Raw genomic sequence first — 19903 nt, forward strand, 5'->3', positions numbered from 1 at the left:
AACAAAGCGTCACACTTCAGGCTCCGCTCCATTCCGCACTCATCACTCATCACTCATCACTCATCACTCATCACTCCGCATTTCCCCCTTCACCATCAGCATCATCGGCCAGATCAGCAGCAGCGTGGCGGCCGCGCAGGCGGTGACGCCGACGTTGATCAGCAGGCCCAGCGACTGCACCGCCGGAATGCTCGCGGGCACCATCGAGCCGAAGCCGATGAACGTCGTCGCGCAGCAGGTCAGCAGCGCAGTGGCCAGCGGCGCGAAGTGTTCCTCCAATTCGCGGCGGTCCCTCGATTGCCGCCAGACGGTGGCGACGAAGATGCCGTAGTCGACGTTGATGCCCAATAGCAGCGGCGCCATCACGCTGTTGACCAGGTTCAGCCGCGTGTCGGTGATCGACATGAACGCCAGCACGCAGAGCAGGCTGAGGCAGGTCGGCAGCATCGCCAGCAGCGCCAGCTTCAGCGATCGAAACTGCAGAGCGAGGTAGATGCCGATCGCGCCCAGCGCCGCAGCGATCAGCCGCGGCAGATCGCGCAGCACCGCCGCTTCGACGTTGGCTGAGATGGGCGTCATGCCAGTGATGGTGGCGCCCGGCATGCCGGCCAGTGCCGGGCCGATTGCGCGGAGCGCCGCGTCGCGCGTCTCGCTGCGGTCGAGCGGCTCGCGGAAGAAGAGCACCGTCACCGCTTCGCGAATCGGCCCACCGGCCAGTGCGTCGCGCGGCAGCAGCAGCTGGCCCAGTTCGGGGTACCGCACGAGCGACGCGGCCGTCGGCGCATCGCCCGGCGACAGCAGCTGCGACAGGAACGTGCGATAGCCCGCGAAACCGGCAGGGTCGAACGAACTGGCGGCGATGGCGGTTTGAAAGTCGGCCGTGACGCGGTCGGCCAGTGCTTCGCTCAGCATCGGCTGTCGCTGGGCGACCACGGCGGGATCGGGCACGAGCGACGCCAGCCCGAAGACGCCACTGATGCCCGCCGCCCGCACGGCCGGCGTATCGAGGCGGCGCTGCACGTCGTGCGAGAGACGCACCAGCTCGTCGGCTGAAGGTGCGTTCAAATAAATGACGATCGGGCCCGCAGCGCTCTGCATGCGCGTCGCGATGAACCGCTGGGCATCCAACGGCGGGTTGGGCCGCGGGTGGAGCGACGTCAGGTCCGCCTCGGACCGGTAAGCCGCCCCACCGACCGCCAGGCACGCCGCCGCCGCCAGCAGCACCAACGATGCGGCAGCGATGAAGGTCCGCGGCCGGTTCGACAGCGCGCCACCCAGCATCGCCGCGACGGGCAGGCGCAGCGTGACGATGCCACTGGTGCCGTTGTCGCGCCACGCCAGCAGCGCCGGCAGCACAACCGTCGCCGCCAGCCACGAGCCGGTAAGGCAGAGCGTGCCGACCATCGCGAAGTCGCGCAGTACCGGCACGGGTGAGATCGCGATCGTGATGAAGCCGATGATCGACGTCAGGCAAGCCGCCACCATCGGCGACAGAAGCCGCCGCGACGTGGCGATCGCGACGGCGGCGCTGTTGGCCTGCCCCTGCCGTCGCGCGAAGTAGGCGATGACGTAGTGGATCGTGTAGTCGATGCCGATGCCACCGAGCGCCCCACCGACAACGGCAGCGAGCGGCGTGATCGTATCGCGGAAGAGGGCGTAGGCGCCGAATCCCCACACGATGCCGCACGCCACCGGCGCGAACGCCAAGATGAACAGTCGCACCGGTCGGCGGTAGAGCAGCGCGAAGAGCACCGCCAATCCGACGACCGTCGACACGACACCGACGATCGAGTCGCGCCGGATCATGGTGGCGCTGTGCGACGCCACCGCGTAGCCACCGGCGATGTCGATGCGCAGCCCGTCGGCGTTGGCCGCCGCTGTCAATCGTCGCACGGCTGCGGTGATGTCGGTGGCAAAGCTGAAGTCACCCGTCGGCTTCACCCCTTCGATGCGGATGAGCAGGCTGCGATTATCGGGCGACAGGAACGCGCCGTTGCTGCCGGGCGTCGCGCCACCGCCACCGCCGCCGCCGCCGCCACCGCCCGGCACGTTCAGAGAGGAGAGCCGTTGCAACAGAAACTCGTACAACCGAAGCGGATCGCGCGCGATCGCCTTGGCCAGTGCCCCGATCGCCGGCCCCGGCGCCGCCAAGGCGGCCTCGTTCTGCGCGATCTGCTCGCGCATGCCCGCGGGCGACAGCCGCTGCATGACGGCCGCAAACTGCTCGTCGTTCAGGTAGTACAGCCCGGCCGGCACGACGACCTTCTCGATGTACTGGCGCTCCTGCGTGCCGGCGCGGTACCGCATACGCGCGATCAACCGCGCGCCATCGGCATCGGTGGCGGCGGTGCGTTGCAAGGCTTCAGCGAACGCGATGAGCGGCTGCGCATCGGGTTGAGCACCTTCAGGCAGCGTCGCCAGCACCAGCAGTTCGTTGGCGACCGGAAACTGGTCCAACACCCGCCCCATCGCCGCTACGGCCGGCTGCGATTCGTCGAGCAATCCCTGGATGCTCGTCTCCGGGCGCAAGCGCAGCATCGACAGGACCGCCGCGATCGTCAGCAGCGCCGCCAGGATCAACGTGGTGCGCGGGAAGCGGGCCGGCCACTCGGTGAGCAGCCTCATGGCAATCGCTCCGCACGCGGCGGAGGTTCGAACGCCGTGGGGGCTGCGACGTTCAGCTCGACGTCGCGCAGTTGAATTACGATCTTACCCGATGCGCTCGTGGCGACGATGCGCCCCGGCCAGACCGTCGGCCCCACCTGGCGGTACCGGTCGAGCGTCAGGCTGAAGTGCTGCGTGCCGTCGCGGTCGGACATGGTGTAACTGCGGGCCGTCAGGGTCGGGCGGTCGATCTCGCCGCGAGTGATGAGCTCCTCGTGCCGCGTCACGATCAGCTTCTGGCCGGTCAACTGCACGCTGCCCCCCGCCTTGTCACCGGCCAGCAGTTGCAGCCACTGGCGGATCGCCCGCCCTGTGCCGGCCGAAGCGCTGCGCACCTGATCGGCCCGCGCATCTTGCCGGGGCAGGAAAAGCCACAAGCCGTCGGGATTCACGGTCAAGTCAAGCACCGCCTGCCCGAACTTATACGCCCGCACGCGCGCCCGATCGGGTGGCCCGAAGACGAACGCCGCGTCGAACTGCACGGTGCCGCCGTTGGGGTCGGTCAGCGTCACCGTGCCCTGGCCCGAGATGTCCTGCACCTGCTCGGCCCGGGCGCGCATGGTGGCGAGCGAGGCGCGCGAGTCCATCAGCGGATAGGTCGGGATGTCCTCCTTCGGCGCCGCGCAGCCGCACGCGAACGCGAGGCAGGCGAGGATGATCGTTCGCAGCATCACGGTGCCTCCAGCAGTTGTCGCTTGATCTTGCCGGCATCGTTGCGCGGCAGCGACCGCGCGAACTCGAACAGCCGTGGCACTTTGTAACTGGCCAGGCGTTCCTTGGTGAAGCGACGCAGTTCGATCACGTCGGGCGGCGTCGCGACATCGCGCGGCACGATGATCGCCTTCAGCCGCTGCACCGTCTCACTTTGCCGTACGGGCACCACGACGCAATCGGCCACCTGCGGATGCTGGCCGAGCACGGCTTCAACCTCCAGCGGGTTCACCTTCAGCCCACCGGTGTCGATGAGCAAGCGCACGCGCCCGGTAATGACAACGTTGCCCGCGGCGGTTAGGTGCCCCAGGTCGCCCGTGCGAAAATGGCCGTCGACCAAGGCCGCGCCCGCCCCCACGTACCCGCGGAACATCGACGGCGCCCGCACGGCGATCTCGCCTTCCTCGCCGGGGGCGACCGACTGGCCGGCGTCGTCCACGTTCAGCACGCGCACCGATACGCCGCGCATCGGTCGTCCCACACTGGCGGGTTCGAACGTCTCGGACGATGGCGACCCGAAGGTGACCGAGCCAATCTCCGTCATGCCATACAATTGGCCGACTCGCACGCCGAAGCGCGACTGGAACCGATCGTACACCGCCCGCGGCAACGGCCCACCAGCCGAGTAGACGACGCGCAGCGACGGCATCGTCAGCGATTCATCCCCCACCGCCGCCAGCATCTCGATCATCGACGGAACCGCCGGCCAAACGGTGATCGGTCCGGCCAGCGCCCGCGTCACCTGCGGCAGATCGAGCCCGTCGCACAGGTGCACCGTGCTGCCCGCCCACAGCGGCGCGAGCAGGCCGTGTTCCAAGCCGTACGAGTGCGACAACGGCACGCACGACAGCACATGATCGCGCCGGCCGAACCCGATCGCCTCGACCATGTTGCGCGCCACCGCGTCCAGCGATGCCGCGGTGCGGTGGACAATCTTAGGCTCGCCGGTGGTGCCGGAACTGGACAGCAGCAGGTCACCCCAATCACCAGCAATCGGGCCGTTCATCTCTTCGTCAAAAACTTCCGGACTTCCGTTCCAGCGATGAACGTCCCAACTGAGGGGCAAGCACTCCTCCATCGCAATTCGCGTGCTGACGTCGGCGACGATCGCCGTCGCTCCGGCGCGCGTGGCCATGTTGCGGAGCTCCGTCATGGTGAGTGCAGGCGCGACGGGCAAAACCCGGGCGCCGCAAGCGAGGATCGCGAGAAACCAAGATGCGAAGTCAACGCGATCGTCGCACCGCAGCATCACGACATCGGTGGCACCAACGCTGGTACACAACTCCACAAAACGCCCGCGCACCTGTCCCAATAGATCTGCGTACGAGATCCACCGCGAGGACTTAAGCTCGACGTACGCGATCCGGCTCGCGGCCGCATGGCATTCGATACGTCGGATGAGCTGAAGGTCGGTCATGGCCTGCATCCACTCATGCATCCCGCGCGACCCCGACGGTACGCGGCTCCGTCACGAGGCGACATCAGGCAGTCACGCCTGCAATGGCCGGCGCGTCGATCTGGGGCAACTGCACCGGCGCCTCGGCCACCAAGCTAAACCGGGCGCGCCGCGGCACCATGGGCACGTAGCGGTTCAGCACCTCGCACACCTCGAACAGCCACATGCGCCAGCGGAGGGCCCACACGGGTTTGGGGAACACCTGGCCTGCCAAGATCGAGATGATCGCGCGGTGCACCTGGTGCGGCCCGGTGCCGTGCAGGAACAGCTCGCGGAACGAATGGCGGTAGTACCGGCGGATCAGCCGCCACAGGACGAACGTGCTGCCCTTCACGAACCGCACGTACGCCGCGTGCGCCTTGGCCGGCGCCATCTGCCCCTTCATCACCGCGATCGCCAGCCGTGCGGCCTCGCAGCCGCCGTTCATGGCCAGCGTGACGCCGGTGGAGAAGATCGGGTCCAAGAATGCACCAGCGTCGCCGATCAGGAAGAACCCCGGCCCCGCGTGCGGCGAACAGGTGTAGCTGAAGTCGGCCAGCACGCGGTTCGTCGGCTCGCCCACCGCGTTGCGCATGCGGTGCCGCACCACCGGGCACCGCGCGACCGCCCACTGCAGCAGGCGGTCCGGCGCGACGTTCAGTTCCTTCACAAAGCTCGGTCGGGTGACGAAGCCGACGCTCGTCTTGGTCTCGGTCAAACCGATGATCCAGAACCAGCCCTCGTCGCACATGATGATCGTCGGGTGGCCGGTGGAGTCGCCGGGCAGGCGTTCGACGTGGTCGAAGTGCTGGAAGTAGGCGACCTTTTGCAAATGCGGGTCGTCGAAGTTCCGCCGTTGGCCCAAATGCCGACCGACCACCGTGCCATGGCCCGACGCGTCCATCAGCACGCGGCCGCTATACGTGCGGTCGGCGGTGGCCACCTCGCAGAAGCCCTCTTCCAGCCGGTTGATCTTCTTCACCGTCACCCCCTCGCACACCTCGGCGCCGGCCAGGCGGGCCTGGTCGATCAGCATCTTGTCGAAGTGTGAGCGTTCGATGTTGAAGACCGGCGAGCCCTCCACCAGCCCGTCGGCGAAGCGGAAGCGCATCGTGTTGTGATCGTTGCCCATGCCGAACTCGGCGCCGAGCTTCGTCAGGTGCGGCAGCTTCTTCAGCTCGTCCTCCAACCCAAGCTCGCGAATGATCGCCATGTTGCGCGGCAAAATCGATTCACCGATGTGGAAGCGCGGGTGATGGTCCTTTTCCAACACGATCACCTTCAGCCCCGCGCGGGCCATGGCGATCGCGGTCGTGCTGCCGCCGGGGCCGCCACCGATGATGACTGCGTCGTACTCGGGAGAAGCGTTCATAGCTCAGTCGATCCTTCGATTGGGGCGTATCCTTCGATTTCCACCAGCAGGTCCGGCCGACACAAATCGGCATGCCACACCTGCACATCGTCGCTGAATGTCTCACGCGACCATTCGGCGATTTGCGACCGATCCTCGGCCCGCGGCACGTATATTCGCACCTGCGCGAGGCGCGACAGGACATCATCCGCATCGCTGCGCGCGACGCCATTGGCGGGCACGGACTTTAACAACGTACGCAGGTGGTCCAGCGTTAGCTCGAACTGCCGCCGCAGCACGCCGGCGTGTCGGGTCTGCTCACCGGTGATGGCGGCGGTGCCGGAGATCAACAGCGCCTGTCGCGGCGCGCGCGTGAGCGTCGCCCGCGCAAAGCAAGGTGGCAATGGGCCGTACCGCGTCGAATAGCGGTACGCCGGCACCTGGTTGGCGTTCTCGATCGGCCGACCGGGCTCGTGCGTTGCCAGGGCGTGGATGACCAGATCATCCCCATCATGCCCCACCCCCGACGCCGCCGGCGCCAGCGAGGCAAGGCTCGGCCCGAACCACCGCGTCATGGCGGCGTGCCGGCCGGCGTTGAAGGTCATGTAGCGGTCGACCGCGTCGCCCATCGGGTCGCCAATACCTGGGACGTGGTTCCACATCCGAACGACGTGCGCGTGCGGGCCTGCGGCAATCGCGCACCGAATAACGTCGTATGCCGAGACGACGCGCGACCGGAACATGTCGGCATCAACGGCGGCGCGGGCGTCGACCACCCGAGCGGTGATCAGCGTGGCGTCGCGACCGGTCCGGATGGTCAACTGGACCGGCGCGGTCGATTGAACAGTCGATTCCGCTAACCCAACCCACGAATCCACCCACATCGGTGGCGCGCACTCGCGCGCCGCACTGACGCGAGCGGGCAGCAGAGGTTGTCGGATCACGTTCTGCATGAGAATTCAGAGTCGATGGCAACGCTTCCGGTCCCTCTCCCGGCACTCCGGGAGAGGCTAGGTGAGGGTGATTTCGATCTGCTGACGACCCTCGTTGTTCGAAATCGCCCTCACCTAGAGCGTGTTATGCACTTTCCAGCTCAGATGCTGGCTTGGGTGCCACGGTTTGGTACTCCAAGCCGTGCCGGTACACGCAGACACGGCTTGGAGTACCAAACCGTGGCACCCAGCGTCGTCACGCCTGCGTTACGGGCCCCCGAAAGCGCCTAACACGCTCTAGCCTCTCTCATGGGTACATGGGAGAGGGACCGGACTTCGCAAGTCTCACCTACATCGTAATCGTTCGCTCGGGCGCCAGCGAGATCGTGGCCGCGGTGGCGTTGCCGTTCCAGTCGGTGCAGAGCGTGGTGAACCGGTCGACGCGCTCGCCGGGCCGCGCGAACGTCAGGTCGCTGTTGATCGGTGGCCGGGCCAGTGTGGGCAGCGAGCGACTGAGCATCGCCGCGGCCATGCCGAGCAACGGGCCGGCGCTGAAGGTTTCGCCGCATAAGTCGTAGGTTGCGCCGATGCGAGCGTTGGGCGCACCGCGCGACAGCGCGTTCGCCTCGATGCGGTCGATCCAGGTGGCGCAGGCGCTGCTGATGACGTGCGGCGCCGTCGGCGACAGCTCCAGCAACCGCGCCAGCGTGCGCGGCAGCAGTTCGCGATCGCCGCTCAGGGCATGGGCGGATTCCATGCGGGCGTAGGGTTGAACACCGCGTGCGCGGGCCGAGTCGGCCGACTCCATCACGAACGAGACCGCCCCACCGGTTGAGTTGAAACCCGTGGTCTCCGTGAACGGCCCGGCCGACACGGCGTGCGTCAGCAGGCCGCATTGTTCGTAGGCCTTGTCGATTGCGACGTGGCCTTCCTCACCGCCGCTGACGATCGTGCGGTCGCAGGCGCCGGTGGCGATGCGCAGCCACGCGAGGCGCAGTGCATCCATGCCGGCGGTGCGGGCTCCGATGATCGTCTGGCAAGCGTTCTTCAATCCCAGCATCAGGCTCAGCTGGGCCGCGCCACCGTTGGGCACGCCTTCAGCGAACAGGACCGGGTTGCCTGCCAGTACGCCCTCGCGAACCACCTGGGCGTAGTAGTCGTTGCAGTAGGTGCCTGAGCCGTGCGTGGTGCCGAGAATGGCGCCGGTGTCGGCCAGCAGGTCGGGCCGGTCGCTCAGTGCTGCATCCCGACACGCCATCGACGCCGCGGCGAGCGTGAACTTCGCGTAGGTGCTCATGCGGCGTACACGCCGGGCGTTCAACAGGTGCTCGTAATCGGCATCAACTAAGGGCGTGCGCTGGCGGTTGTAATGGTCAGCGCGCGTCGCGTGAAAGAAGGCGTCGTTCCCGATGATGCCGGGAAGAAGGACGCCGATGCCCGTGATCCAAACCTCGCGTGTACCGTGCCCATTTAGCCCCCGGCTTGCCGGGGGGGTTTTCTCGATCGTGGTTTCCCCCGGCAAGCCGGGGGCTATGGGGGACTGGGGCGTACCCAGCACGATGCACGTGTTGGCGCCGCCAAAGCCGAGGGACGTATTGAGCGTGGCGTTGATGGTCGCGTTGCGCGCGGCGCCGGTGGTGACGCGCAGGGACGGGTACTCCACATCGTCGGGGCCGATGTTCGCGGTCGCGGGCGCGACGCCGTCGCGCATGGCCATCGCGGATAGGATCAGTTCCGCCGCCCCGGCGCCGCCGAGGGTGTGGCCGAGGTGACTCTTGAAGCAGACGACCGGCACGTCGCTCAGCTTGTCGCCCAGCAGGCTGGAGAGGGCCGCGAACTCGGATGCATCGTTGTCGGGCGTGCCGGTGGCGTGGGCGGCGATCAGGCCGAGTTGGGCCGGTTCCAGCTTCGCGCGGTTCAGGGCCGCACGCATCGCGCGTTGCGCGCCGTCACCGGTCGGATGAGGTTGCGTAAGGTGATGCGCGTCGGCCGACTCGCCGTAGCCCAGTACGGTCGCCTGAACGCTCGCGCCTCGCTTAAGCGCATCGCTGCGACGTTCGAGCACCACGATGCCGTACCCCTCGCCGAGCTTCATCCCCGTGCGCCCGCGGCTGAACGGACGCAGCGGCCCCTCGGCGACCAGCCGCAGCGCGTTGAACCCGGCCCAGGCGTACTCACTGACCGCGTCGTATCCACCGGCCACCACGAGGTCCGCCTGGCCGCTCTCGAGCAGCGTCATTGCCAGCGCGATGCTACCCAGGCTGGACGAACAGGCCGAGCAGGTCGTCGCGGCGCCGCCGGCAAAGCCAAGGCCGGCGGACGCAAGGCGCAGCGTATCGCCGGCGAGGAAGTCGCGCAGCTCCGTGTAGTTTTCGTTACGCAGGAACCGCCCCCCCGCCCGCATGCCGTGCAGCGTGGTGCCGAGCATGAACGCGCAGCGCGTCGCGTCGTACGGCAAGCGATCGCCGTCGATCTTCGCATCCCGCAGCGCAGCCGACAGCGTCCAACGCAGGTAGCGCGCCTCGCGCGGCAGGTCAGGCTCGTAATCGGCCGGCAACGGGGGCGCCTGGCAGCCGTCGCGGCCCGGTGGCAGCGGCGATTCCATATCGACCATCACGCCCGCGCCGCACCGGTTGGCGCGCACGGCGGCCCACGTGTCGGCGACCGATAGGCCGAGCGCCGTCACTAGGCCCATGCCCGTGATGACGATCGGTTCGCTGCTGATCTTCAGGTCAGTCGGCACGTTGCTCATCCTCTGTAAAAGCAGGTTCCAGCACCAGCCACTGTTGTGGGTACTTGGCGATAAACGTCTCGATGCGGTTCGCCAGCGCCCGCAGCGCAACGTCGACCGGATCGCCACCCGCGACGGCGTCGGGGGATTCAACCTCGATCGCCTCGCACAGGTGAACCTCGTACCGCCCGCCCGCGGTTCGCACGACGAAGACAGGGACGATCGGGCTGCCGGTCAGCTGCGCCAGCTTCACGGGCCCGGTGGGCAGCCGCACGCTGCCGTGCAGCAAGGGGACGACTTGCGACCGCTGGCCCGGCATGGCGCGATCGCCTTGCATGACGACGACGCCGTCGGCCAGCAGCGCGTCGCGCAGGCGCACGAGCGACGGCCAGCCGTCGTCGATCGGCGCTTCGTGCACGCCCAGCAGTTGCCGCACGGCGGCGCGCAGGCGCTCGAAGCTGGGGAACGGGTCGCGCTTGAAGACGACGTGCACGTTCGATTCCACGCCGCGCAGCGCAGCCAGTCCCACCTCGAACGCGCCCATGTGAGCCGTCACCAGCACCGCGCCGCGCTTGCGCTGCCGCTGGGCCAGGTAAGCGGGTTCGCCAATGACGCGTTCGATGCGGCTCGCCAGCGATTGCCGCGTCTGCTGCGCGCTGCGGCCGGCGTCGGCGACGAAGTCGTAGAAGTTGGCGACCACGCCGCGCGTGAACCCGCTTTGTTCACTGCGTGACAGGCGCTTGCCGAAGATGCGCAGCGCGTTGGCGCGGGTCGCATCGCGCAACGGCCTGCAGAACAGGATCGCCAGCCGCACGCCGGCCGGGCGAATGAGGCGCAGCAACCACGGCGCGCGGGCGGCGACGAAGAAGAAGGTCCGCAGGGCGTTCGTGACGAGCGCGCTCGGGCCGGTGGCCGCGGCGTCGGGGTGGACGTTGCGCGCGGCGGGCAGGGGCGCGATCGGGATGGCCTGTTCGGTCTGCGTCATCACTGCTGTGGAGCGGGCATCGCATCGCCCACGGGTCGTACGACCTTCGTGCCGGCCGGCGTGTCGAGCATTAGCGCGTCGTCGCTCAGCCCGCGGTCGGGTTGCAGGTTGGAAAATCGAACGAGCGTACGCTCGCCGTCCGGATCGGTCACTTCAAACGCCAGCACCAAGCCACGGTCGGCATCGAGCAGCACGCGCACGAAGCCGACGTATGGCCGCAGCGCCTCCACCGGCTCCAACCGCAACGCCCGCGTGTTGCCGGCGGGCTCGACGGGATCTAGACCCGCGCCGGCGTCGGGCGATAGCGTGAAGTTTTTGCGGATGTCCTGCAGCGCCGGTAACGGCGACGATGCCATCGCGCCCAGGCGACCGTCCACCGGATATTCCTCGACGACCTTCTGCTTCGGATAGTACAGCCGCACCCAGCGCGAGTCGATCGACATGCGGCTCGGCTCGGGCTCGGCCGTCACCCACAACGTGAGCGGCCCCTTCGCCATCACCGTGCCGCGGCTGACCAGTGGCTTGCGCAGCAGTGGCGAGTGCTTCTCCTGCACGAAGTCGGCGGTGAGATCCTGGTGTGCCAGCGCCTTGCGGTCGATCGCATCGAGCTCGGCATCGAACGCCGATGCCGGCGCGGTCGCCGGTGCCGGGGTGCGCGCGGGTTGGGTCGCGTCCTGCGCGTGCGCATGTGACGTGACCGCGACCGACGACAGCAACATTACAAAGAAAAAATGCTTCATCGATGCCCAAACAGTCGACCACCGATCTTGCCGTTTTCGCGGATCGCGAATCACCAATAATACGGAAGAAGGCGCAGAATTACGCGTTTTTACCCAAGCCGCAACGCGACCGATCCTCGCGCCACCACGGTCCCCGCGACCGTCGCGGCGACGTCGCATTGGTGCAGATCGCCCATCTGGCGCGTCACCGTCGCCGACAGGTCGATCGTCGCCGGTGGCGCCACGGGCGATTCGAACCGCACGTCGGCGTGCACCAGCATGCCACCCTGCGTCTTCGAGCCGGCGGCCAGGGCGATGCCGGCGAGCTGGGCAAGGCTTTCGATCAACAGCACGCCCGGCACGATCGGGCGGTTCGGAAAATGACCCGCGAAAAACGGTTCCGACCCATCGACCGTCCATTGCCCCAGCGCGGTCTTCCCCGGCTGCACGTCGGTTACCTTCGACACGTACCGAAACGCCGGCCCGTGCGGCAGCATGGCGAGGTAGTCGACCGGTTGCGCCGCCGCTGTCGATTGCCCCGTCGTCGCCCCACCCGCGGCGCGGTCGCGGCTGTCCTGGATGAACTGGGCCAGGGTGTATACGTCGGCGAACATGGTTCGGCCGACGGCTTCGTTGGGAATCTTGATGCCGAACTGCTTTTCCACGCTGGAGACCAGCAGCAGGATGTCGAGCGAATCGAGGTCCATCTGGCCCCCGATCAGTGGCATGTCGTCGGCGATCGTCGCATTGGGGCCGAGCTTTAAGTCACGCCTTAGGATCAACTTCAGCTGCTCTAGCAAGGCACCGTCCACTGCACGGTTCATCCGCGTCCTCGGTTACGTCAAACTTGATAAACACCAGAGCGGAGCGATCATAAGCCCAACCGCGCCGCCCGCAAGCGAACACGGCCGCCACGATAGAGTCGCCATGCCCACGAAATATTACCGGATCGGTTGCTATCTGTCGGCGTTCATCAAACAGCAATGCATCCGCGAGACCGTGCTCCACCGCGACCGGTTGAACCTGCCCGGCCCGTTCCTGCTGGCCTGCACCCACCTCAGCCACATCGAACCGATGATCATGTCGCCCATGGTCAAGCGGCCGATCCACTGGATGGCGCGAATCGAGTTCTACCGCAACCGTTTCCTGGGCCCGCTGTTACGCAATACCGGCACGTTTTGCGTCAACCGCCAGGGCGTGCCGGTACAGGCCATCCGCACCGCGATCGGATTGGCCAAGGCCGGCAAGATCGTCGGCATCTTCCCCGAAGGCGGCTGCCGCAAGGGCAAGCAGTTGGCGTTTCGCGGTGGCAAGATCAAGGGCGGTACTAGCGCGATCTCGTTGCAGGCGCAGGTGCCGATCATCCCCGTCGCAATCGTCGGCACCGACCGCATGACCGACGTCGAACGCTGGCTGCCCGGCAAGTACGGCCAAGTATGGGTGGCAATCGGTGAACCCATCTACCCGCCACCACGTCCGACACGAACCCAGCGGCGGGCGGCGAGGCATGCGCTGACCGAACAACTAGAGCAGACTTACGTGGCGTTGTATCAGGAGATATTAGAAACGACCGGCCTCACCGACGACTACACCCCATGATCGCGCGGCCACCACCGCAACATTGAAATGCGCCGTACGAACCGACGAACCTTATGAGCGACCCGTTCTACAAAGCCATCCGGTTCAGTGGCCGTCACGTCTTCTGGCTCACCAGCAACAGACGCAGGGTGATCGGCGCCCACCATGCACAGCTGCCCGGCCCGTACATCCTCGCCGCCACGCATGGCAGCCCCTACGACATACCGCTGCTGATCTTGCACACGAAACGAAACTTGGACTTCGTCAGCAGCGCCGAGGTGTTCAAGAACCGGTTCGTCGCGTGGTTCTATGGTTCGATGAATGCCTTCCCGCTCGATCGGTCGCGACCCGACACCTCCGCCGTCCGCATTATCCTCGACCGATTGAAGCGCGGCCGGGCCGTCGCGATGTTCCCGGAAGGCCGCATCTGCAAGGGAAATGCCTCCGTCGTCTTTTCCCGACGAATCCGGCCGGGCATTGGCCGCATCGCGCAACTGGCGAACGTGCCGATCGTGCCGGTGGTGATCGTCAACTCCATCGCCTACTCGCGGGTCATCAACTGGCTGCCGCTGAAGCGGGTCCGTTACGGTTTGATCTACGGCCCGCCCATCGCGCCCGAAGGTGACGCCAAGGCAATCGAACAACAGCTGATCGACGCCTACGTCGCTCTGCACGCCGAGCTGATCGCGCAAATGCCCCCCGCGGCTCGCGATGCGGTATCATCCACCGCGTGAAGTCGCGCGATGAAATCGTTCTGGAGTACGTCGACCAGTTGCCCTACCCGCCCTACCCGGTGCAGGAGGAGGCGCTGTTCGCCTGGGCATCGTGCGACGGTGGCGTGCTGATGTCGGCCCCCACCGGCACGGGCAAAACGCTGGTCGCTGAAGGGGCTTTGTACGAGGCGCTGCACACCGGCAAAGCCGCGTACTACAGCACGCCGCTCATCGCGCTTACCGATCAAAAGTTCCTCGAACTGCAGGACACCGCCGAGCGCTGGGGCTTCGCCCGCGACAGCGTGGGACTCGTCACCGGGCATCGCACGGTCAACCCCGATGCGCCGGTGAAAGTCGTGGTGGCCGAGGTGCTGCTGAACCGCCTGCTGCATCCCGAAGCGTTCGACTTCGCGAACGTGGGCGCGGTGGTGATGGACGAGTTCCACAACTTCAACGACCCGCAGCGCGGCATCGTGTGGGAACTGGCGCTGTCGCTGTTGCCCGGCCACGTACGCGTGATGCTGCTGTCGGCGACGGTCGGAGCCGCCAACGAGTTCGTCAGCTGGATGGCGCGCAGCCTGAACCGGGCGGTGACGCTGGTCGAGGGAACCGAGCGCAAGGTGCCGCTGGTCTTCGAATGGATCGGCGACGAACTGCTGCCCGACTTTATGGAGCGCATCGCCCAAGGCACCGAGGCGCAACGCCGCACGCCCGCGCTCGTGTTTTGCTTCGACCGCAGCATCTGCTGGGACGTGGCGGAGGTGCTGAAGGGAAAGGACCTCTTCGCAGAAGGACAGCGCAAGTTGCTCCTCGATCGCTTGGAGGATTTCGACTTCTCCATCGGCTCCGGCAACAAGCTGCGCACGTTTTTGGCACGCGGCATCGGCATCCACCACGCGGGCCTGCTGCCGCGCTATAGGCGGGTGATCGAGACGCTGTTTCAGGAAAAGCTGCTTCAGGTCTGCGTCTGCACCGAAACGCTCGCTGCGGGCTTGAACCTGCCGGCACGATCGACGGTGCTAAGCACGCTCGTGAAGGGCCCGAAGGACAAGAAGAAGTTGATCGACCCCAGCACCGCCCAGCAGATCTTCGGCCGCGCCGGGCGGCCGCAGTACGACACCGAGGGGCACGTCTTCGCGCTGGCCCACGAAGACGACGTGAAGCTGGCCAAGTGGCAGGTGAAATACGACTCGATCCCCGAGGACACGAAGGACCCCAAGCTGATGGTGGCCAAGAAGGCCCTGATGAAGAAGAAGCCCACGCGGCGCAGCGGCTTCACGTACTGGAACGCCGAGCAATTCGTGAAGCTCCAGACCGCCCCACCGGCGCGCCTGACCAGCCGTGGGCGATTGACCTGGCGCTGGCTGGGCTACCTGCTGGATGCCAACCCCGCCGTCGAGCCGATCCGCGACGTCATCCGCCGGCGGCTGATGGACCAGCCGACGATCGAGGCCGAGATCAAACGGCTGACGAAGATGCTGGTGACGCTCAGCCAACTGAACGTCGTCACGCTCGATCCACCCCCGCCGCTCAGTTGGCAGCAGGCCGTTCAACCGACGGCCGTGCCCGTCGTGTCGACCGCACCCGCAAACGACGATTCGGACGAAGACGACGCGCCTGAAACGAAGTTGGCAGAACCGAAGCAAAACGTCACCGAGCTGATGGGCCGTCTGACGATCGGCGATCAGATGAGCGCCGCCGTCGCCACCGCCAAACCAGTCGCGGGCAAAGGTGGCGCGAAGGTAGGCCCACCACAGCCCGAGCCGTACGAGCCGCGCACCGCCACGCCATCAGACAAGCTGAAGCAGTTGATGGTCTTCCGCGCCGTGCATCCGCTGTACGGCCTGTTCTTAATGGACTACGTCGCCAAGGCCGACGATCGCGAGCTGATCCAGATCCTCGAAAGCCTTTTAGAGATGCCGGGCTCGGTCGCGAAATCGCTGCGCGTGCCGCGGCCCGACGATCTGCCCCCCGGCCCGCTCACGCTTGAAGTGATCGACCCCGCGGTCGTCACGCGTGGGCTGGCGGCGCACGAGGATTTGTATCCACCGCCGCCGCACGAGCAGGAAGATGTGCCGCCGGAGCTGCGCAAGTACCCGATCCCGCTGGCGCAGAAGGTGCGCATGATCTTCGAGGCCGACGTCGACCACGCCGGGGGGTTGTTCGTTACCCCCGTCTGGGCCGCGGGCGACCTCATCGAACATGGCGGCGACTTCGACAAGTTCGTCCGCTCGCGCGAACTGGTGAAGCAGGAAGGCGTGCTCTTCAAGCACCTGCTCCGCATGATCCTCCTCTGCGGCGAGTTCGCCCGCCTTACGCCGCCCGGCGTCGATTCGCGGGACTGGAAGGCCCGTTTGTCGGCCATCGCGGATGTGCTGACCAACGCCTGTCGCACGGTCGATCCGCAGTCGACGGATGAGACGTTGGAAGAGTTGCTGGATGAGTTGTGATTTTGCGAAGAGGGATTGCCCACGAATGGGCACGAAGAAACACGAATAGGAGAAGGAGCCTCCGGTCCCTCTCCCGGTACTCCGGGGGAGGCTAGGTGGGGGTGATTTCGAACTGCTGACGCCTGAGGAAGAACAAACCCCCACCCCAACCCTCCCCCGGCGTACCGGGAGAGGGGGCAAGAGCGATCACGCTCGCTGTAGCACGTCGACGGCCGCCTTCATGTCGGCGATGCGCGTCGCTCCGGCTTCGCGTTCGATGACGAGCGGGCCGCGATAGTCGATCGCCTTTAGCGCATCCAGAAACTTCGTCCAATCCACCGCCCCGCTGCCCACGGGCACTTCCTCGCCCCACGTTTCCCCAGGGCGATCGGAGGGCGTGGCGTCCTTCACGTGCACCTGACCAATGAATCGCCCCAGCGTTCGCACCGCGCTAATCGGGTCGCCGGCGCCGTAGAGGATCATATTCGCGGGGTCGAAGTTGGCCTTCACGTTGGGGCGGTTCAGGTCGGTCAGGAAATGGGCCAGATGGTCGGCCGTCTCCTGGCCGGTCTCGAAGAGCAGTTCCACGCCTTCCGCTGCGAAGGCGTCGGCGACGGTGCGCAGGCGTTTCATCACGACGGCGTACTGCGGCGAATCGCCCGTGGGCAGGAAGCCGGCGTGCATGGAGACGCGCGTGATGCCGAACGCGCTCTTCCCGATCTTCGCTGCACCAATCGCCCGGGCGATGCGCTCGTCGGCCAAGTCGTCGGGCAGAAAGCCGCCCGTCTCACGGATGCGGTCGATGGTCGCGTAGTCCTCGCCGGCGAAGCCGATCATGCCCGATGCGATCGTGATGCCCGCGGCCTTGAACGCCGCCGCGTCGCGCGTGGCCGTCGTCTCATCCTCCACGTAAGGCGACAACCCCAACTGCACGTGCGACAGGCCGACGGCCTTCAGCGCGTCGATGATCTCCCCCGCCGTCGTCGTGCCGAGGGACCAGCTGCAAAGGCCGATGTCGTGTTGGTGGATCTGCATCGCGTCGCTCGTACCCCGGGCCCGGGCGGCCCGCAGCCCATGTTTTGCATTACTCCCTCTCCCGGTACTCCGGGGGAGGGTTGGGGTGGGGGCGCTTTACCCATGCGGAGGATACCACCACCCGATGAAGACCCCCACCCCTGCCCTCCCCCGGAGTACCGGGAGAGGGGGAAGGCGCGTGGTCTCGTCTCCTACGCCCCGCCGCCCTTTGGCACTTCGCTGAACTCCGCGGCGTGGTAGCGTTTCTTCATCCAGCGCACGCCGAACAGATCGAAGATGCCCACGAACGCGCGGTTGCCGAAGCCGTACTTGGCCGTACCGGCGAAGCGATGGCTGTGCTTCACCGGCGTCTCGTACACCTTGTACCCGCGCATCTTCACGAGCGTGGGGAAGTAGCGGTGCGCCCCGCGGAACAGCTTCACGCCCTTGATCGCATGCGCGCGGTAGACCTTCAGTGACGACGCGCTGTCGTTCACCGTCTCTTCGGTCACCCAGTTGCGAATGCGGTTGGCCTGCCGGCTCTGCCACTTGCGGAAGTTGGTGTCCTGCCGGTCCTTCCGCCAGCCGGTGATCATGTCGACCTGGTGCTCGTCGAGCATCGGGATCAGCCGCGGGATTTCTTCGGGATCGTTCTGCAGGTCGGCGTCGATCGTCGCCAGGATCTCGCCGCGTGCCGCGTTGAACCCCGCCTCGAACGCCGCGCTCTGCCCGCCGTTCTTCTTCATGCGCAGCACGCGCAGCCAGGGGTATTTCGCCATCCCCTCCGCCAATAGCGCCGGCGTGCGATCGGTGCTGCCGTCGTCGATGAGGATCACCTCGAACGGCCTGCCCATCGGCGACAGGGCTCCCTCCACGCGCGTGAGCAGCGTGGGGATGTTTTCCTCTTCGTTGTAGGCCGGGATGATCAGGGACAGGTAGGGCGCGGTGTCGTCGCTCATGGGACGGGGAATGATACCGCAATCCCCGCCCCTTCAATAGCCAACGAGCCGGACGCGTGAGCGACGGTTTTCTCACATCCCACGCGCGGTGAAGGTTATTGCAAATGAATGCCGGGGAATCCGTCGCGCGGTGAAGGTTATTGCAAATGAATGCCGGGGAATCCGTCGCTAACGCGTCCGGCTCGTGTGGGTCGTTGGGCGCGCCGCCGCCATGGCCGCCCGCTCGCGCACCTCGGCGAGCGTGGGGATGACGAACAGCGGCGCCACCGGCGCGGGCAGCGCCAGTTGTTTGTGTGGCTGGAACATCGCGACCGGCGCCTCGGCCTTGGCCAACGCCTTAGCCGGCGCCTTCGTGCCGTACATCGCCTCAAGCGCCGCCCGACGCCTGATCTTGTACAGCCGGTTGTAGTCCGGGTTGCGCCGCCGGAACTCTTGCGTCCGCTCGGTGCTGGTCATCGGCGGACGCCGTTGCACGACGAAGGAGGGTGGGCATTCCATACGTTCCCATCATCGGCCCCGCCGAAGAGCGACTTGACGTCAGAATCGGTACAACCCCACCCATTCCCCCGCGGGGCGATAAAAACGACTCACCCTCACTGCCAAACGCCCCGCCGCACCCAATTGGCGAAACGAGAACCCGAGCAGGCGAAACGTGTTCTCGAGCAGGCGAAACGTGTCGTGGTGTTTTCGTTTCGCCGGCTGGTGTTTTCGTTTCGCCTGCTGGTGAATTCGTTTCGCCTGCTGGGGTTCTCGTTTCGCCTGCTGGTGGATTCGTTTCGCCTGCTGGTGAATTCGTTTCGCCTGCTGGGGTTTTCGTTCCGCGTTATGGGGATTTCGTTTTGTCGCAGGGCCCCCTCTCCGGCCGGGTGCCACGGGCGGTACAACAAACGCACCGCGACGAGCCGGACGCGTAAGCGACGGTTTTCTTATACGCCACCCGGGAAAACCGTCGCTTACGCGACGAGCCGGACGCGTAAGCGACGGTTTTCTTATACGCCACGCGGGGAATCCGTCGCTTACGCGTCCGGCTCGTTGGGGCGTTGGGGGGATCGGCCGTCGTAGCGGGACATTGGTGCGCCCTGCTCATCCAGCACGTACGTGATCGCGGCGGTCAGCGACGCTTCGGTGTTGAGCCAGCGCGTGCTGCCGTGCTGCGTCCACCGGTCGCAATCGGGCGGCTCGGCGAACGTCTCGCGCAGGCGACGGCTGGTCCAGGCCTTCAGGTCGGACATCACCCGCTCGGGCCGCGCCGCGGTCGCCGACACGACGATGTGGACGTGATTGGCGCGCACGTGGACGGCGTGCAGATGCCAGCCGCGATGATCGGCGACCTCACGGATCGTGCGCACCGCGACGTCGCGCCGCGGTCCGTCGAGCAAGTAAGGGGGGTGTCGCATCGCTTCGGCCCGCGCTCGTTCGAGCGCCGGATTCGCCGATAGGAATGGCGTGCCGGGCCGGTTGTGCTCGCGGTCGACCGAACCCGCGTCGCGGCCATGGAGCCAGGTACCGTACGTCGTAAACGTGATGAAGTACGCCAGCGGCGCGCCCATGCCCTCAACCTACCACGAGCCCGACGCGTAAGCGACGGATTTCCTCATCGAGCGTACGAGCCGAACGCGTAAGCGACGGATTTCCCCAACGAGCGTACGAGCCGGACGCGTAAGCGACGGATTTCCTCAACG

The 19903-nt window shown here is 66.5% G+C and carries 16 protein-coding genes; 3 read left to right on the forward strand and 13 right to left on the reverse strand.

Going from position 1 to position 19903, the window contains the following annotated elements; translation table 11 throughout:
- Nucleotides 1-63: 63 nt before the first annotated feature.
- The 9 genes from VGN72_09150 to VGN72_09190 form a co-directional block, all read right to left on the reverse strand.
- Nucleotides 64-2625 (reverse strand): MMPL family transporter, encoded by a 2562-nt coding sequence (locus VGN72_09150; protein ID HEV7299516.1) that lies wholly within the window; start codon nt 2623-2625, stop codon nt 64-66.
- Nucleotides 2622-3335, reverse strand: a complete 714-nt coding sequence (locus tag VGN72_09155; GenBank protein ID HEV7299517.1) for a hypothetical protein — start codon at nt 3333-3335, stop codon at nt 2622-2624. Before VGN72_09155 ends, VGN72_09150 begins: the two co-directional genes overlap by 4 nt.
- Complete coding sequence (locus VGN72_09160; protein ID HEV7299518.1) at nt 3335-4813, reverse strand: class I adenylate-forming enzyme family protein; 1479 nt, start codon at nt 4811-4813, stop codon at nt 3335-3337. The genes VGN72_09155 and VGN72_09160 overlap by 1 nt, the downstream gene beginning before the upstream one ends.
- A 43-nt stretch (nt 4814-4856) precedes the next feature.
- Nucleotides 4857-6182: an NAD(P)/FAD-dependent oxidoreductase gene (locus VGN72_09165; GenBank protein HEV7299519.1), complete on the reverse strand. Its 1326-nt coding sequence runs from the start codon at nt 6180-6182 to the stop codon at nt 4857-4859.
- Nucleotides 6179-7105 (reverse strand): hypothetical protein, encoded by a 927-nt coding sequence (locus VGN72_09170; protein ID HEV7299520.1) that lies wholly within the window; start codon nt 7103-7105, stop codon nt 6179-6181. Before VGN72_09170 ends, VGN72_09165 begins: the two co-directional genes overlap by 4 nt.
- A 337-nt stretch (nt 7106-7442) precedes the next feature.
- Nucleotides 7443-9836 (reverse strand): beta-ketoacyl-[acyl-carrier-protein] synthase family protein, encoded by a 2394-nt coding sequence (locus tag VGN72_09175; protein HEV7299521.1) that lies wholly within the window; start codon nt 9834-9836, stop codon nt 7443-7445.
- Nucleotides 9826-10809 (reverse strand): lysophospholipid acyltransferase family protein, encoded by a 984-nt coding sequence (locus VGN72_09180; GenBank protein ID HEV7299522.1) that lies wholly within the window; start codon nt 10807-10809, stop codon nt 9826-9828. The genes VGN72_09175 and VGN72_09180 overlap by 11 nt, the downstream gene beginning before the upstream one ends.
- Nucleotides 10809-11549 (reverse strand): outer membrane lipoprotein carrier protein LolA, encoded by a 741-nt coding sequence (locus VGN72_09185; protein ID HEV7299523.1) that lies wholly within the window; start codon nt 11547-11549, stop codon nt 10809-10811. Before VGN72_09185 ends, VGN72_09180 begins: the two co-directional genes overlap by 1 nt.
- An 89-nt stretch (nt 11550-11638) precedes the next feature.
- Nucleotides 11639-12352, reverse strand: a complete 714-nt coding sequence (locus tag VGN72_09190) for a 3-hydroxyacyl-ACP dehydratase FabZ family protein (GenBank protein HEV7299524.1) — start codon at nt 12350-12352, stop codon at nt 11639-11641.
- A 103-nt stretch (nt 12353-12455) separates the two neighbouring features.
- Between VGN72_09190 and VGN72_09195 the strand changes: the two genes are divergently transcribed.
- From VGN72_09195 to VGN72_09205, 3 genes are read left to right on the forward strand one after another with little or no spacing between them, the layout of a single operon-like run.
- Nucleotides 12456-13127 carry a lysophospholipid acyltransferase family protein gene (locus VGN72_09195; GenBank protein HEV7299525.1) on the forward strand — a complete coding sequence of 224 codons (672 nt, stop codon included), beginning with the start codon at nt 12456-12458 and terminating at the stop codon, nt 13125-13127.
- Between the two features lie 53 nt (nt 13128-13180).
- Entirely contained in the window at nt 13181-13840 is a 660-nt protein-coding gene (locus tag VGN72_09200) for a lysophospholipid acyltransferase family protein (protein ID HEV7299526.1), read from the forward strand.
- Nucleotides 13837-16269: a DEAD/DEAH box helicase gene (locus VGN72_09205; GenBank protein ID HEV7299527.1), complete on the forward strand. Its 2433-nt coding sequence runs from the start codon at nt 13837-13839 to the stop codon at nt 16267-16269. The genes VGN72_09200 and VGN72_09205 overlap by 4 nt, the downstream gene beginning before the upstream one ends.
- A gap of 186 nt (nt 16270-16455) precedes the next feature.
- Here the strand turns inward: VGN72_09205 and VGN72_09210 are convergent, their stop codons facing one another.
- The 4 genes from VGN72_09210 to VGN72_09225 all read right to left on the reverse strand — a co-directional run bounded on the left by VGN72_09210 (nt 16456) and on the right by VGN72_09225 (nt 19771).
- Complete coding sequence (locus VGN72_09210; GenBank protein HEV7299528.1) at nt 16456-17283, reverse strand: sugar phosphate isomerase/epimerase family protein; 828 nt, start codon at nt 17281-17283, stop codon at nt 16456-16458.
- 191 nt (nt 17284-17474) lie between these two features.
- Nucleotides 17475-18221, reverse strand: coding sequence for a glycosyltransferase family 2 protein (locus VGN72_09215; GenBank protein HEV7299529.1), 747 nt, complete (start codon nt 18219-18221; stop codon nt 17475-17477).
- Nucleotides 18222-18389: 168 nt separating this feature from the next.
- Nucleotides 18390-18677, reverse strand: a complete 288-nt coding sequence (locus tag VGN72_09220) for a hypothetical protein (protein ID HEV7299530.1) — start codon at nt 18675-18677, stop codon at nt 18390-18392.
- A gap of 560 nt (nt 18678-19237) precedes the next feature.
- Entirely contained in the window at nt 19238-19771 is a 534-nt protein-coding gene (locus VGN72_09225; GenBank protein HEV7299531.1) for a transposase, read from the reverse strand.
- Between the last annotated feature and the right edge of the window lie 132 nt (nt 19772-19903).

It is taken from the genome of Tepidisphaeraceae bacterium (assembly GCA_035998445.1).
In the GTDB taxonomy this organism is placed as follows: domain Bacteria; phylum Planctomycetota; class Phycisphaerae; order Tepidisphaerales; family Tepidisphaeraceae; genus DASYHQ01.

What these genes read in the sequence shown, in the direction of transcription:
- VGN72_09220 (HEV7299530.1), bottom strand. Translation starts at nt 18,677, where the DNA reads ATGACCAGCACCGAGCGGACGCAAGAGTTCCGGCGGCGCAACCCGGAC.
- VGN72_09155 (HEV7299517.1), bottom strand. Translation starts at nt 3,335, where the DNA reads ATGCTGCGAACGATCATCCTCGCCTGCCTCGCGTTCGCGTGCGGCTGC.
- VGN72_09150 (HEV7299516.1), bottom strand. Translation starts at nt 2,625, where the DNA reads ATGAGGCTGCTCACCGAGTGGCCGGCCCGCTTCCCGCGCACCACGTTG.
- VGN72_09215 (HEV7299529.1), bottom strand. Translation starts at nt 18,221, where the DNA reads ATGAGCGACGACACCGCGCCCTACCTGTCCCTGATCATCCCGGCCTAC.
- VGN72_09200 (HEV7299526.1), top strand. Translation starts at nt 13,181, where the DNA reads ATGAGCGACCCGTTCTACAAAGCCATCCGGTTCAGTGGCCGTCACGTC.
- VGN72_09190 (HEV7299524.1), bottom strand. Translation starts at nt 12,352, where the DNA reads ATGAACCGTGCAGTGGACGGTGCCTTGCTAGAGCAGCTGAAGTTGATC.
- VGN72_09195 (HEV7299525.1), top strand. Translation starts at nt 12,456, where the DNA reads ATGCCCACGAAATATTACCGGATCGGTTGCTATCTGTCGGCGTTCATC.
- VGN72_09225 (HEV7299531.1), bottom strand. Translation starts at nt 19,771, where the DNA reads ATGGGCGCGCCGCTGGCGTACTTCATCACGTTTACGACGTACGGTACC.
- VGN72_09185 (HEV7299523.1), bottom strand. Translation starts at nt 11,549, where the DNA reads ATGAAGCATTTTTTCTTTGTAATGTTGCTGTCGTCGGTCGCGGTCACG.
- VGN72_09210 (HEV7299528.1), bottom strand. Translation starts at nt 17,283, where the DNA reads ATGCAGATCCACCAACACGACATCGGCCTTTGCAGCTGGTCCCTCGGC.
- VGN72_09180 (HEV7299522.1), bottom strand. Translation starts at nt 10,809, where the DNA reads ATGACGCAGACCGAACAGGCCATCCCGATCGCGCCCCTGCCCGCCGCG.
- VGN72_09165 (HEV7299519.1), bottom strand. Translation starts at nt 6,182, where the DNA reads ATGAACGCTTCTCCCGAGTACGACGCAGTCATCATCGGTGGCGGCCCC.
- VGN72_09160 (HEV7299518.1), bottom strand. Translation starts at nt 4,813, where the DNA reads ATGCATGAGTGGATGCAGGCCATGACCGACCTTCAGCTCATCCGACGT.